Source organism: Pseudonocardia sp. ICBG1034, assembly GCF_020131375.1.
Taxonomy (GTDB): domain Bacteria; phylum Actinomycetota; class Actinomycetes; order Mycobacteriales; family Pseudonocardiaceae; genus Pseudonocardia; species Pseudonocardia alni.
In genome coordinates this window covers 881,436-894,312 of record NZ_JAHLEK010000023.1, presented here as the reverse complement: position 1 = coordinate 894,312, position 12,877 = coordinate 881,436, and the positions used below count along the sequence as shown (strand labels likewise).

General features: G+C 74.9%; 15 protein-coding genes. 12 read left to right on the top strand and 3 right to left on the bottom strand.

Annotation, left to right across the window (positions count from 1 at the left end; translation table 11 throughout):
- Positions 1-524 precede the first annotated feature (524 nt).
- The 9 genes from KPF22_RS28660 (at position 525) to KPF22_RS28620 (ending at position 7,471) form a co-directional block, all read left to right on the top strand.
- Positions 525-1,901, top strand: a complete 1,377-nt coding sequence (locus tag KPF22_RS28660) for a ferric reductase-like transmembrane domain-containing protein (RefSeq protein WP_083658629.1) — start codon at positions 525-527, stop codon at positions 1,899-1,901.
- A 17-nt stretch (positions 1,902-1,918) separates the two neighbouring features.
- Positions 1,919-2,893, top strand: coding sequence for a DUF4142 domain-containing protein (locus KPF22_RS28655; protein WP_224403856.1), 975 nt, complete (start codon positions 1,919-1,921; stop codon positions 2,891-2,893).
- Complete coding sequence (locus tag KPF22_RS28650; protein WP_224403855.1) at positions 2,890-3,813, top strand: hypothetical protein; 924 nt, start codon at positions 2,890-2,892, stop codon at positions 3,811-3,813. Before KPF22_RS28655 ends, KPF22_RS28650 begins: the two co-directional genes overlap by 4 nt.
- Position 3,814: 1 nt before the next feature.
- A complete protein-coding gene (locus KPF22_RS28645) occupies positions 3,815-4,387 on the top strand; it encodes a hypothetical protein (RefSeq protein ID WP_224403854.1) in 573 nt (190 codons plus the stop codon).
- Complete coding sequence (locus KPF22_RS28640; protein WP_224403853.1) at positions 4,387-5,634, top strand: DUF6529 family protein; 1,248 nt, start codon at positions 4,387-4,389, stop codon at positions 5,632-5,634. Before KPF22_RS28645 ends, KPF22_RS28640 begins: the two co-directional genes overlap by 1 nt.
- A gap of 37 nt (positions 5,635-5,671) precedes the next feature.
- The gene (locus KPF22_RS33415) at positions 5,672-6,130 is read left to right on the top strand and encodes a Rieske (2Fe-2S) protein (RefSeq protein ID WP_224403852.1); all 459 of its coding nucleotides are present in this window, start codon (positions 5,672-5,674) and stop codon (positions 6,128-6,130) included.
- A gap of 131 nt (positions 6,131-6,261) precedes the next feature.
- Complete coding sequence (locus KPF22_RS28630; RefSeq protein WP_208826424.1) at positions 6,262-6,612, top strand: sensor histidine kinase; 351 nt, start codon at positions 6,262-6,264, stop codon at positions 6,610-6,612.
- A complete protein-coding gene (locus KPF22_RS28625) occupies positions 6,609-7,022 on the top strand; it encodes a response regulator transcription factor (RefSeq protein ID WP_224403851.1) in 414 nt (137 codons plus the stop codon). Before KPF22_RS28630 ends, KPF22_RS28625 begins: the two co-directional genes overlap by 4 nt.
- A 308-nt stretch (positions 7,023-7,330) precedes the next feature.
- Positions 7,331-7,471 (top strand): hypothetical protein, encoded by a 141-nt coding sequence (locus KPF22_RS28620; protein ID WP_208826422.1) that lies wholly within the window; start codon positions 7,331-7,333, stop codon positions 7,469-7,471.
- Here KPF22_RS28620 and KPF22_RS28615 read toward each other — a convergent pair.
- A complete protein-coding gene (locus tag KPF22_RS28615) occupies positions 7,458-8,933 on the bottom strand; it encodes an aldehyde dehydrogenase (RefSeq protein ID WP_224403850.1) in 1,476 nt (491 codons plus the stop codon). The two genes, KPF22_RS28620 and KPF22_RS28615, sit on opposite strands and share 14 nt — an antisense overlap.
- A 95-nt stretch (positions 8,934-9,028) precedes the next feature.
- Between KPF22_RS28615 and pcaD the strand changes: the two genes are divergently transcribed.
- Positions 9,029-9,796, top strand: coding sequence for a 3-oxoadipate enol-lactonase (gene pcaD, locus KPF22_RS28610; protein WP_224403849.1), 768 nt, complete (start codon positions 9,029-9,031; stop codon positions 9,794-9,796).
- A gap of 76 nt (positions 9,797-9,872) precedes the next feature.
- Here pcaD and KPF22_RS28605 read toward each other — a convergent pair whose 3' ends face one another.
- The gene (locus KPF22_RS28605; protein ID WP_178376746.1) at positions 9,873-10,442 is read right to left on the bottom strand and encodes a CGNR zinc finger domain-containing protein; all 570 of its coding nucleotides are present in this window, start codon (positions 10,440-10,442) and stop codon (positions 9,873-9,875) included.
- A gap of 55 nt (positions 10,443-10,497) precedes the next feature.
- Between KPF22_RS28605 and KPF22_RS28600 the strand changes: the two genes are divergently transcribed.
- The gene (locus KPF22_RS28600) at positions 10,498-11,442 is read left to right on the top strand and encodes a DMT family transporter (protein ID WP_208826415.1); all 945 of its coding nucleotides are present in this window, start codon (positions 10,498-10,500) and stop codon (positions 11,440-11,442) included.
- Positions 11,443-11,477: 35 nt separating this feature from the next.
- Positions 11,478-11,843 carry a DUF397 domain-containing protein gene (locus tag KPF22_RS28595; RefSeq protein ID WP_308010480.1) on the top strand — a complete coding sequence of 122 codons (366 nt, stop codon included), beginning with the start codon at positions 11,478-11,480 and terminating at the stop codon, positions 11,841-11,843.
- On the opposite strand, the gene KPF22_RS28590 is transcribed toward KPF22_RS28595, so the two are convergent.
- Positions 11,840-12,706 (bottom strand): helix-turn-helix transcriptional regulator, encoded by an 867-nt coding sequence (locus KPF22_RS28590; protein ID WP_224403847.1) that lies wholly within the window; start codon positions 12,704-12,706, stop codon positions 11,840-11,842. The genes KPF22_RS28595 and KPF22_RS28590 overlap by 4 nt on opposite strands.
- Positions 12,707-12,877: the final 171 nt, after the last annotated feature.

Sequence of the window (12,877 nt, the reverse complement as noted above, 5' to 3'; positions counted from 1 at the left end):
GTCCGCAGCGGTCCCGCCGGGCTCCGGGGTGCCCGGGGCTGCCGTCTCCGGCTGTGCCGGCGTGCCCGATCGCGCCGCCGGAGGCCGACTGCGCGGGACCAGCGGTGGTCGCGCGCGGTGAACGTCGTGTCCCTGAGAGTCATCGCGCCGGTCGGTCGTACGTCCGTACTCCGACCGGAGCGATCGGTCCCCGCCCGCCGGACACCGACGACCGGACGGCGGTGCGTGTTCTCAGGAACGCAACCCCGTCCCGGTGGGGTTCCTATGTTCGTGTCACCGCACCGCGGCCCGCTCCCCCTGGATGCCGCGGCGGTGGCCGGGGCTCCCCACCCGGCCGGTTCCACGAACCGGAGTGATCCGATGACCCGCCCCGCCCTGCGCGGACGCGCCCCCGGCGTCCGCCCGACCGTAGCGTCGCACCCGCGACCGGCCCGAGGCCGGTCCGTGACGGTCCACCGCTCGCGCACCCACCACCCCCGCCCGCTGCGGGCACCCTCACCGGCCGGGCGCACGCCCGGTGACCGGTGACCCGCCCGGTTCCGCATCCGGTCACCGCACCCCTGCGGCGGGACACCCCGCCGCCCGCCGACGCCTGGCTGGCGCACCGCCGCGCCCGCACGGTGTGGGGATCCGTGCTGGTCACGGTCCTCGTCGGCCCGTCGTTGATCTGGATGCTCCGTTCCGGACCGCAGCCGCTGCTGCACCAGCTCTCGGTGCTGACCGGGCTGCTCGCGCTGTCGGCGATGGTGATCGTCGCGGTGCTGCCGTCCCGGGTGCGCGGGCTCTCCGGCGCCCTCGGCCTGGAGACCCTACTCGGCCTGCACCGCAGGCTCGGCGTGCTCGCCGGGGTGCTGGTCGCGCTGCACCTCGCCTGCGTGGTGGCCGACCACCCCGAACGTGTCGGGCTGCTCGTGCCGCTCGCCGCACCGGCCCGCGGCCAGGCCGCCACCCTCGCGACGATCGCGGTCGTCGTGCTGCTGGTGCTCGCACTGCGCGGTGTCCGGTCCGGCTCGCACGAGGTGTGGCGCTGGCTGCACCTGAGCCTGGCCGCGGTCGTCGTCGGCGCGTCGTCGCTGCACGTGCTGTGGCTGAACAACCTGGTCGGCGACGCCGTCATGGGGCCCGTGCTGGGCGGGCTCGGCCTGCTGCTGGTCGCGGTGCTGGTGCTGCGCTGGGGCGCCCGCGCGGCGACCGGCGAGTTCCGGGTGCACGTCGTGCGCCCGGAGAGCCCGACCGTGTCGACGCTCGTCCTCGCCCGGCCCGGCCGGCACGCCGGACCGTGGTTCCGGCCCGGCCAGTTCGCCTGGCTGCGGCTGGAGCGGATGTCGGTGGAGGAGCACCCGTTCACCATCGCGTCGTCGGCGTCGGACCGCGGGCGGGTCGAGTTCACCGTGCGACACACCGGTGACTTCGCCGGGCGGCTGCGCGAGCTGCGCCGCGGCGACCCGGTCTGGGTGGACGGCCCGTACGGCTCGTTCACCCCGGACTCGGTGCCGTCCACCGGGCTCGTGCTGATCGCGGGCGGCGTCGGGATCACCCCGATGATGAGCATGCTGCGCACCGCCGCCGACCGCGGCGACCGGCGGCCGTACCGGCTGGTCGTGCACGCCCGCGACCGCGCCGACCTGCTGTTCCGGGCCGAGCTCGCGCATCTGCGCACGCTGATCGACCTGCAGGTCACCGAGGTGCTGCGCCGCCCGTCGGCGGACTGGTCCGGGGCGACCGGGCCGATCGACACCGCGCTGCTCGCCGCCGTCCTGACCGACCTCGACGACCCGGCCCGCCGGCTCGACTACTTCGTCTGCGGCCGACCGCAGCTCGTCGGCGACGTCCTCGCCACCCTCACCGCGCTCGGTGTCCCGGACGACCGGGTGCACACCGAGCAGTTCGCCCAGGTCTGAGAAGGGGAGGAGAACCCATGTCCCGCCGGATCCCCGGCCCGCTCCGCTGGTCGGTGCTCGCCGCACTGGCCGCGGTCGCCGCCGTCGTGCTCGCCCAGTACTGGGTGGCGACGTCGGCCGCCACCGACCAGCAGCAGGGGTGGACGCAGACCCGGTGGGGTCCGCTCGGTCCCGCCGACCGCGACCTGCTGCAGAAGGTGCGCCTCGCCGGTCTCTGGGAGGCCCCGACCGGGCAGCAGGGCGAGCAGCAGGCCACCTCGCCCGCCGTCCGCGAGGTCGCCCGCAAACTCGGCGTCGAGCACCACGACCTGGACGAGCTGGTCCGCTCCACCGCAGAACAGCTCGGGGTCCTGCTGCCCAGCAGGCCCAACGACCAGCAGATCGGCTGGATGAACGACCTGACCGCCCGCACCGGGACCGACTACGACCGCCAGTTCGTGCAGATCCTGCGCGCCGCGCACGGCTCGGTCCTGCCGGTGATCACCGACGTCAAGGTCGGCACCCGCAACGAGCTCGTGCGGCAGTTCGCGAACGAGGCGTCGGTGTACGTCACCCGGCACATCGGCTACCTGGAGTCGACCGGTCTGGTCGACTACGCGGCGCTGCCCGCCCCGCCCGACCCGGTGCCGACCGGGACCCGCACCGCGTCCGACGTCGTCGTGCCGGCGCTGGTGGTCGGGGTCGCGCTGCTCGCCGCGGGCGGGCTGCTCATGACCCTGCACCGGCGCGGCCGCCCGGCCCCCGGCCCGGCCGCCGCCCTCGTCCCCGCCCCGCGCCACCCCCGCGACGGCGCCCGGCGGGCCCTGCCGGTCGGCCCGCCCGACCCCTGGGACGAGCTGGCGCACGTGCCACCCGTCCGGCCGCAGCCCGATCCCGGGCCCGGCCTCACCGACGCCACCCCCCACGACCTCGACCTGGATACCGACACCGGAGCACCGCCCTCCCGCACCACCGGAGCGCACCGCACCGCCCCGAGGAGCCGATACCGATGAGATCCACCACCAGCCGCAGCAGGACGATCGCGGTCACCGCGCTCGCCCTGGGCCTGCTCGTCGCCGGGCCCGCCGCCTACGCCGCCGGGGCTGCCTCCGCCGACCGGAGCGACCGGCCGGCGAACGTCGCCTCCGGGCCGTCCGACTCGACAGGCTCGTCCGGAGGTTCCGGCTCCTCCGAGGGTGCCTCCGGATCCGGGAGTTCCTCCGGGGGCGGCGGGGAGCACGACCACGCCGGGCACACGGGCTCCGGCTCATCGGGCTCCGGTGACGGCGCCGGGGCCGGGGCCGGTGGCGGCTCGGCCGACCAGGGTTCCGGCGGCGCGGGGGACGAGCCCGACGCGGGCGACGGGGAGAAGAAGGGCGCGCAGTCGGCGCTCGACATCCTCGCCGTCGACTGCTCCGGCAGCCGGCTCACCGCCCACGACGGCTTCCAGAAGGCGCCCCGCTGCGTGTCCACCGCGTTCGGCGAGGTCGCCGACGCCGACCGCAGCCCGTCGCTGCTCATCACCCAGGCCCCGACGACGGTCCGGCCCGGGGAGTCGTTCCGCCTGACCGTCAGCACCCGGAACCTGGTCCGCGACCGGTTCCTCCCCGCGGCCCAGGGCGGCTACTACGCCGAGGCGTCCCTGCTCAACGGCCAGGGACTCCAGCGCGGCCACTTCCACACCGCCTGCCGGATCCTGCCCGACCCGGGCGAGGCACCGGACTCGTCGCCCGATCCGCTGTTCTTCCAGGCCACCGAGGACGGCGGTGGAGGGGCACAGCCGGACAGCGTCACGATCGACGTGCCCGGGGTCGAGCAGACCGGCGAGCTGCAGTGCTCGTCGTGGGCGGGGGACGGGTCGCACCGCACCCCGATGATGCAGCGGGCCAACCAGACGCCCGCGTTCGACTCGGTCCGGATCGAGGTGGGCTGACATGCGACTCTCCGGACCCCTCGTGACCATGGTCGCCGTGGGCGCGGTCGCCGCCGGGGCCGCGACGGCCAACGTCGTGCTCACCGCGGAACCGGAACCGTTGCCCGCGGCGGCCCCCGCCGCCGTCGAACAGGCCGCTGGCTCGTCCGCCCTCCCGGCGGCGCCCGCTCCGACGGCCGCCCCGGCACCGGCCGCGACCGGCGAGGTCGTCTATAAGGGCCGGTCGACGAACGGGGAGGTCACCGTCGACATCCGGGTCACCGACGGCGCCGTGAAGGCCTACGTCTGCGACAACCGCGGCATCGAGTCCTGGACGAAGGGCACCGCCACCCCCGGCGGCACCACCCGCCTGACCGGAAAGGACGGCGCGGAGGTCGAGTACACCGTCGCCGACGGCGTCGCCACCGGCACCGCCCGCGCCGACGGGAGGTCCTGGGACTTCACCGCGACCCGGACCGACGCCTCCGACCCGGCCCCGGCCGCGACGCCGGCCCCCGCACCCGCACCCGCCGAGGCCCCGGCCCAGGCGCCGGCCCCGTCCACCGGCGGCAGCGGCTACGGCGGTGGGTACTGATGTCCCCCCGCGCGCGGCACGCGGACCGCGAGCTCACCGACCCGGTCGGGTTCGCCCCGGTCCCCGCGGACATCCCGAGCCCACGCGGCCCCGAGCACAGCGGCGGCTGGGCCGCCGTCCCGGAGCCGTCCTGGGCACCCGACCACGACCCCGACGGCGGCGCGGACCGGTGGGCGGGCACCGCCGACCGTCGCCGCGACGCCGTCGCAGGGGACCTGTTCACCCCGACCGGCCCGCTCACCCCGCCCCCGGGCGGCGGCTCGGGCGCCCACGGGGTCACCACGCCGCGCCGCCCGGCGCCCGCCGCCGGGGCCGCGCGTCCCGGCCGCCCGCGCCGGGCCGCCGGTGACGACCCGCCCTCGGGATGGTCCGAGGGCGCCGACGACACGGCCTGGTCCGGGAGCACCCCCGGCCGTTCCCGGCCCGCCGGCGCGGACCGGCTGCACTGGTCCGACCACGCCGACCACGCCGACCACCGTGGCCGGCCGGCAGGCACGGCCGACCACCCCGACGCCTACGAACCGCTCGCCGGCTACGCCGAACCCGGCCGCTACGACGGGACGGGCGACGGGGCGACCGCCGGCGCCGACGTCCGCACCGGCGCCCCGGCCGAGGACCGCCGCGGCCCCGGCCGTCGACGGTCCCGCGGGACGGCACCCGACCCGGCGCGCGCCCGTCGCCGCCCCGACGCCGAGGCTGCCCCCGACGTCGCGGTCCCGGCGGAGGGCCTGTCGTGGCGGGTGGTCGCCGTCCCCGTCGTGGTCGGGTCGCTGGTCGCGGTCGCGCTCGGCGTCTGGGCCCGCCAGCACGTCGGCACCGGCGTCGCGGTCAATCTCGCCGGCTTCTCCAGCGGCGCCGCGGCCAAGGCGTGGCTCGGTTCGGCCGCCCTGGTCCTCGCGATCGTCCAGGGCGTCACCGGCCGGATGATGATGCGCGGCTACGCCGACCCGGTCACCGCGGTCGCGCACCGCTGGTCGGGCCGCGCCGCGGTGCTGGTGACCGTGCCCGTCGCCGTGCAGTGCCTCTACGCGTTCGGCTGGTCCGGCGCGACGACGTCGGCGCTGCTGCACTCCGCGCTCGGCTGCCTGTTCTACGGCGCGTTCGTCACCAAGATGCTGCTCCTGCGCCGCCCCGGCGCGCCCGGGTGGCTGCTCGCCGTCGCGGGCGGGGTGCTGCTCGCCGTCCTCGCCGGGGTCTGGCTGACCTCGGCGCTGTGGTTCTTCGCCGGCCACGGCCTGTCGTTCTGACCCCCCGACCGCTCCCACCGTCCCCCGGAGGTCCCCCGTGTCCCCGATCCCGCGCCGCCGGCTCCTCGCCGGCGCCGGGTCCGCCGTGGCCTGCTGCGCCGCGGGCTGCGCCACCTACGGAACCCCGCGCGACACGGCCCCCGCCGCGCCCGCACCGACCACCCCCGCCCCCGCGGCGGCCACCCCGAGCAGCAGCGCCGCCGCGGCACCGGCCGGCATCGCCGCCGTCGACGACGTCCCGGTCGGCGGCGGCCGGGTCTTCGCCGAGCAGAAGGTCGTCGTGACCCGCCCGGCCGCGGACACCGTCCTGGCGTTCGACGCGACCTGCCCGCACCAGGGCTGCCTCGTCGACCAGGTCTCCCCGGCCGGCATCTCCTGTCCCTGCCACGGCAGCCTGTTCGCCGTCTCCGACGGGGCCCCGCTCGACGGCCCCGCCCGGGCCCCGCTCACCGCGCGACCGGTGCGGGTCGAGGGAGGGCAGGTGGTCCTGGCCTGACGGGCCCGCCGTCGCTGGGCCGCCGGTCGGTCGACGAGCTGCGCCGCGTCGTCGGGCTGCTGCGCGAGGAGGCGCCCGGTGCAGCTGAGCCCGCGCCGTCGCCGGCCCGGCTCGAGGAGCTCGCCGCCGACGTGCGGGCGGCCGGGACCCCGGTCGTCGTCGACGTCCGCGGGCGGCTGCGGGACCTGCCCGACGACCTGGACCGGTCGGCGTACCGGATCGTGCAGGAGGCCCTCAGCAACACCGTCCGGCACGCGGGGACGGCGACCGCGCACGTCGTCGTCGACCATTCCGACGGCACGCTCGTCGTCTCCGTCCACGACGACGGCACCGGCGCCCAGGGACCGGACCGGGCCGGGTACGGGCTGGTCGGGATGCGGGAGCGGGTCGAGCTGTTCGGCGGCGAGCTGACGGCCGGGCCGCGCCCGGGCGGCGGGTTCGCCGTGCACGCCCGCTTCCCGCTGGAACGGGGGACACCGTGATCCGGGTCGTGCTCTGCGACGACGAGGCGCTGGTCCGCGCGGGCCTGCGGATGCTGCTCGACGGCGAGACCGACGTCGACGTCGTCGGGGAGGCCGACGACACCGCCTCCGCGGTCCGGGCGGTGCGGGCCCTCGACCCGGCCGTCGTGCCGCGGGTGATCGCCCGCTACGCCGAGGCCCCCGCCCCGTCGGCCCGGGCCGAGGAGCTGTCCCGGCTGACCCCGCGGGAGACCGACGTGCTGCGCGAGGTCGGGCTGGGCCTGTCGAACGCCGAGGTCGCCGCCGCCCTGCACCTGGGCGAGACGACGGTGAAGACCCGTCTCGGGCGGGTGCTCGACAAGCTCGGCCTCCGCGACCGCGCCCGGGCGATCGCCTTCGCCCACGAGAGCGGGCTGTTCGGCGACCGCTGAGAACCCTGCGCGCGAACGGCGGGCGCGACTGGTCGGGACGGCCGAACGCATTCCCATCCGTCGCGCTCGCGGGTCCGTCCGCCGGTCGGGGTCTCAGCTCGCGAACTGCGGCCCCCGTCGGTCCGTAGCGTGCGGTCCGCACCGGTTCCGTGGTCGCTCCCCGACTTCCGCGCCGCGCGACACGCCGCCGGATCCGGCGACGCTCCCCGTCGCCGGACCCGCGCGTCCTGGCCGCGGTGCCGGAGGACCGCCGTGCCCGGGACCTCGACCCCGGGCACGGCGGTGCACACCGCCGACGGAAGGTCCCCATGAGCACGTCCGAGACCCGTACCGACACCCCCGCCGCCCGCGTGCCCGCCCCGCGTCGTGCCGACCGCGGCGAGCGCTGGACCGAACGGCTGGGCTGGGAGGAGTCCCCGGACCGGGGGTCCCGGGTCAGCCGAGGGTGAACGGGTCGCGGGTACCGCCGGACAGCTCCACCCACACCGACTTGTTCTCCAGGTACTCCTCGACGGCCGCGACGCCGTTCTCCCGGCCGAGCCCGGAGTGCCCGAACCCGCCGAACGGGACGCTCGGCGCCACCACCCGGTAGGCGTTGATCCACACCGTGCCGGCCCGGATCCGTCCGGCGACGCGGTGCGCCCGGTGCACGTCCTTCGTCCACACCGCGCCGGCCAGGCCGTACGGGGTGTCGTTGGCCAGCTTCACGGCCTCGTCCTCGTCGGTGAAGGTGAGCGCCGCGAGCACCGGGCCGAACACCTCCTCCCGGTAGACCGTGGACTCGGGCGTCACCCCGGTGATCACCGTCGGCTGCACGAAGTAGCCGCCCAGCCCGGACTCCGCGGCCCCGCCGTAGGCGATGGTGTTGCCCTCCGCCTTCGCCGTCTCCAGGTAGCCGAGGACCTTCTCGTACTGCGGCCCGTTCGCGACGGGGCCCATCTCGGTGTCCTCGGCGTTCGGGTCGCCGAGCGCGATCGTCGCCGCGCGCTCGGCGACGAGCCGGACGAGCTCGTCGTGGACGTCGGCGTGCACGATCAGCCGCGACCCCGCCATGCAGGTCTGGCCGGTCGCGGCGAACACGCCGGCGATGATCCCGTTCGCGGCCGACTCCAGGTCGGCGTCGGGGAACACGACCTGCGGGGACTTGCCGCCGAGCTCCAGGGTGACCTTGTTCAGGTTCTCCGCGGCGGCCTTCGCGATCGACCGCCCGGTCGCGGTGGAGCCGGTGAACGCGACCTTGTCGACGCCCGGGTGGCCGGCCAGGTGCGCGGCGGTGTCCCGGTCGTTCGTGGTGACGACGTTGACCACACCGGCCGGGATCCCGGCCTTCTCGATCAGCTCGGCCCACCTGAGCGTCGAGGCGGGCGAGTGCTCCGACGGCTTCACGACGATCGTGCAGCCCGCGGCCAGCGCGGGCGCGACCTTCCAGGTCATCAGCAGCAGCGGGGAGTTCCACGGCGTGATCGCCGCGACGACGCCGACCGGCTCCTTGCGCGTGTAGACCAGGTAGTTCGGGTTCGGCGCCGGGATCTGGCGGCCCTCGATGGTCGGGGCGATCCCGGCGTAGTAGTGGTACCAGCCGCCGAGTCCGCCCAGCTGGCCGATCATCTCCCGGTACAGCTTCCCGGAGTCGTTGACCTCGGTCCGGGCCAGCGCCTCGGCGTTCTCGGTGATCAGGTCGCCGAGCCGGCGCAGGCAGGCGGCGCGGGCGAACGGGGTCATCGCGCCCCACTCGCCGTCGAGCGCGGTGCGGGCGGCGGCGACGGCGGTGTCGACGTCGTCGGGGCCGCAGTCCGGCACGGTCGCCCACGGCGCGCCGGTGAACGGGTTCTGCGTCTCGAAGGTGCGGCCGGACGCCGCGTCGGACGGCTTCCCGCCGATGAGCATCCTGAAGGTCTCGAGCTCGGCCATGGACGGTCCTCTCTCCAGCGGCTCCGACGGCGCACGTCCTCGCCGGTGACCCTACGAACCCGGGCCGCGATCCGCAGCCGGTGCAGGATGGGCACATGGCACTCGATCTGCACCATGTCGTGGACGGTCCGGCCGACGGACCGGCCGTGCTGTTCGGCCCGTCGCTGGGGACCGACCTGCACCTGTTCGACGCCCAGGTGGCGGCCCTGTCCGACCGCTTCCGCTGCGTCCGGTTCGACCTGCCCGGCCACGGCGACTCGGCCCCCGTCACCGGTGACCTCACGATCTCCGAGCTCGGCCGCGGCGCGCTCGCCGCCGCCGACGCCGCCGGGATCGGGGACTTCCACTACGTCGGCGTCTCGATCGGCGGGGCGATCGGCCAGTGGCTCGGCGTGCACGGCGGGGAGCGGGTGCGCAGCATCGCGGTCCTGGCGACGGCGGCGCGCTTCCCGAACCCGGACTCGTGGCCGCAGCGCGCGGCGACCGTGCGGGCCGACGGCACCGCCGCGATGGTCGGCTCCCGCCCCGGGACCTGGTACGTCGAGACCTGGGCGCAGCGCGACCCGGCCGGAGAGCAGCGCCTGCTGGACATGCTGCGCGCCTCCGACGACGAGAGCTACGCCGCCTGCTGCGCCGCCATCGGCGCCTTCGACATCCGCGCCGAGCTGGGTGCGGTGTCGGTGCCGGCGCTCGTCGTGGCGGGGACGGACGACCCGGCGACGCCGCCGTCGTCGCTGCACGAGATCGCCGACGCGATCCCCGGCGCCCGCTACGCCGAGGTCTCCGACTCGGCACACCTGCTGAACTACGAGCGCCCCGACGAGGTGAACGCCCTGCTCACCGAGCACCTGCCCGGCAGCTGACGTCGATCGGTACCTGAGCGCGGTCCCGACCGGGGCGCACCGTGCTCAGGTACCGATCGACACGGCGGGCGGGATGTCAGGGCGTCCGGGTGGCGCGGCGGGCGCGGTAGGCGGCGACGTGCGCGCGGTTCGCGCAGTTGCCGGTGTCGCAGAACCGCTTGGACCGGTTGCGGGACAGGTCGACCAGCACGGCGTCGCAGTCCTCGGCGGCGCAGCGGCGCAACCGGGACAGGTCGTCGCCGCGCACCAGGTCGACGACCGACATCGCGATCTCCGCGCCCATCCGGTCCGCGAGCGGCGCGTCCTGGGGCGTGACGTGCAGGTGCCAGTCCCAGCCGTCGTGCCGCGCGAGGTGGGGGCGCGCGTCGGTCTCGGCGAGGATCGCGTTGACCAGCGTGACGGTGCCGTCGCGGTCGGGCCCGTCGTCGTCGCCGTGGGCGGGCCACAGTCCGGCCAGCCGCTCGCGGAGCGTACGGACGGCCCGGCGCTCGTCGTCGGAGCCGGCGCGGCGCCCCGAGTACGGCTGCTCGGCCAGCCACGCCGCGAAGCCCGGCACGTCGTCGAGCGGGTCCGGCTCGGCCCGACGGGTGTTCACCAGCGCCGCGGCCGCCGCGAGCAGCACCTGGGTGTCATGGGCGAATTCCATGTTGACCCCTGACATGGTCGGTTCCTAGTGTCAGGAGTCTATGGGTACTTCGGTCGTGACACGGGATCACATGGTCCGCGGGCTGATGTGGGCGCTGGTCTCGGCCGCCGCATACGGCTTCTCCGGACCGCTCGGCGCGGCGTTCCTGGAGGCGGGCTGGTCGCCCGGGCTCACGACGCTGCTGCGCATCGCGGGCGCCGCCGTCCTGCTGCTCCCGGTCACGGTCGTGATGCTGCGCCGGTACCCGCTCAGCGCGCCGAACGCCCGCAAGGTCCTGCTCTACGGCCTGGCCGCCGTCGCCGGTGTCCAGCTGTGCTTCTTCCAGGCGCTGCAGCACCTGTCGGTGGGCGTCGCGCTGCTGCTGGAGTTCCTCGCGCCCGTGCTGCTCGTCGGCTGGACCTGGGCGCGGACCCGGCGCACCCCGGCCGTGGTGACGCTCGTCGGCTGCCTGGTCTCACTCGCCGGGCTCGTGCTGGTCGTCGACCCGTTCGGACCTCAGCGCGTCGACCTGACGGGAATCCTGTGGGGCCTCGGCGCGGCGGTGTGCGTCTGCGTCTACTTCCTGCTGCCCGGCGGCGACGACGAGGGCGGCGTCCCGCCGCTGCTGATGATCTCCGGGGCGATGGTCGTGGGTGCGGTGGCGCTCACCGTGACCGGTCTGCTGGGCATCACGCCGTGGCGGGTGGGGGAGTCCAGCGGCCGGCTGGCGGGCGTCGACGTGCCCTGGCCGGTGCTGCTGGGGATGCTCGTCGTGCTCGCGACGGCGCTGCCGTACCTCACGGGGATCATCGCCATCCGCCGGCTCGACACGCGCGTCGCGTCGTTCGTGGGGCTGTCCGAGGTGATGTTCGGGGTGCTGGCGGCCTGGGTGCTGATCGCGCAGGTGCCGACCCTGGTCCAGGTGGGCGGTGGGGTGCTGATCCTCGGGGGGATCGTGCTGATCCGGCGGGCGGAGAACCGGGTGGCGGCGACGCCGAGTGAGATCGCCACCCAGGGCTGAACCCCTTGTCGTCCGACTGCCGCTGTCGGTCCTGTGTGACGGGCGGGAGACGGCTGCGGAATGCCGCTAACGGACCGAGCGCCCGGAACGAACGAGTGAACAACTCGCCCGGCCCCCACTCGTTGTGCGAGACGTCGGTGTCGCTCCCCCTCACCGACAGTGCTGCCGGCCCCGACCGGCGAGATGCGAAGCCGAGGTCGAGAGTGTCCGACGGTCAGTTCGTCACCAGTTCCTTCTGTGCGAAGGGTGAATGCGTGGCCGTCGCGGCCGACGCGATCGGCGTGCGCGTCCGGTCGACGACCGCGGAGGCGGTCGTCGTCGGATTCACCGACGACGAGTGGTCGGCCTTCGTCCGTGGGGTCAAGAACGGCGAGTTCGACCTCGACCGCCTGCGCGGTTAGGACCGTCCCGCGAATCTCCGATCCAGCATCCTCCGGCTGTCGTCCGGGGACATGGCCTGGTCGAGGAGCCGCTGCCAGATCTGCTGGTAGTCGGCGACGGCCTGTGGAGTGTCGATGAAGACGTCGTTCTCCGTGCCCTCGACGTTGACCATCGGCCAGTCCGTCTCGGGATGGCGAGGTGTGAAGACGGAGAACGTGCTGGTCGCGCTGGTCCAGCCGGCGCGGAACGGCAGGATCTGCAACGTGATGTTGGGCTGGTCGCCCCGGCGGATCAGCTCGCCGATCTGTGCCCGCAGCACCTCCTCGTCGGCGCACCGGTGCAGGGCGACCTCGTCGAGCAGGACGTGCAGCTCGAGGGGTGGTGCCTCTGTCCGGTCCGGTTCGATCACATTCTGACGACCCATCCGGATCTCCATCATGCGTTCGATCTCGACGTGCTCCTGCCCGGCGAACACCTCGGTCAGGAGCAATCGTGCATATTCCTCGGTCTGCAGCAGTCCGGAGATCGGGATGCTGAAGGTGCTCTTGGCGCGCGACTCCGCCTCCAACGAGATGAGCATGTTGAGGTCCACCCCGGACGGGGCAGGACCCAACGGCTCCCACCAGCCCGGAGCCTTCGCGTCGTTCGCCCATCCGAGAATGCGGTCGCGTTCGGTGTCCGAGGCCTCGTAGATCTCCAGCAGATCGCGGACGTCACGGAACTTCGGTTCCACCTGACCCGTCTCGAGGCGGGACAACTTCGAGGCCGACACCTCGAGGAGTTTCGCGATCTCCGAGAGCTGCCGATGGCGCGCCACGCGGAGCTGCTTCAGGGCCCAGCCCAGACGTTTGCGGATGACGAGTGGGCCGTGTGCCGCGGTCATGACCACACGTCCTCCGGTGATTCCTGCGGATGGTCCCCGGCGATGCTATCGCGGTTGCAATTGCAGACCGGATGTTGCTTTCAGTCTGGTGCAGCCGGACGTTCGCACCGCATACTCAGCTCCCAGATCCTGGACAGCGGTCACCGCCGCTGAAGGGGGTGCGCCATGCAC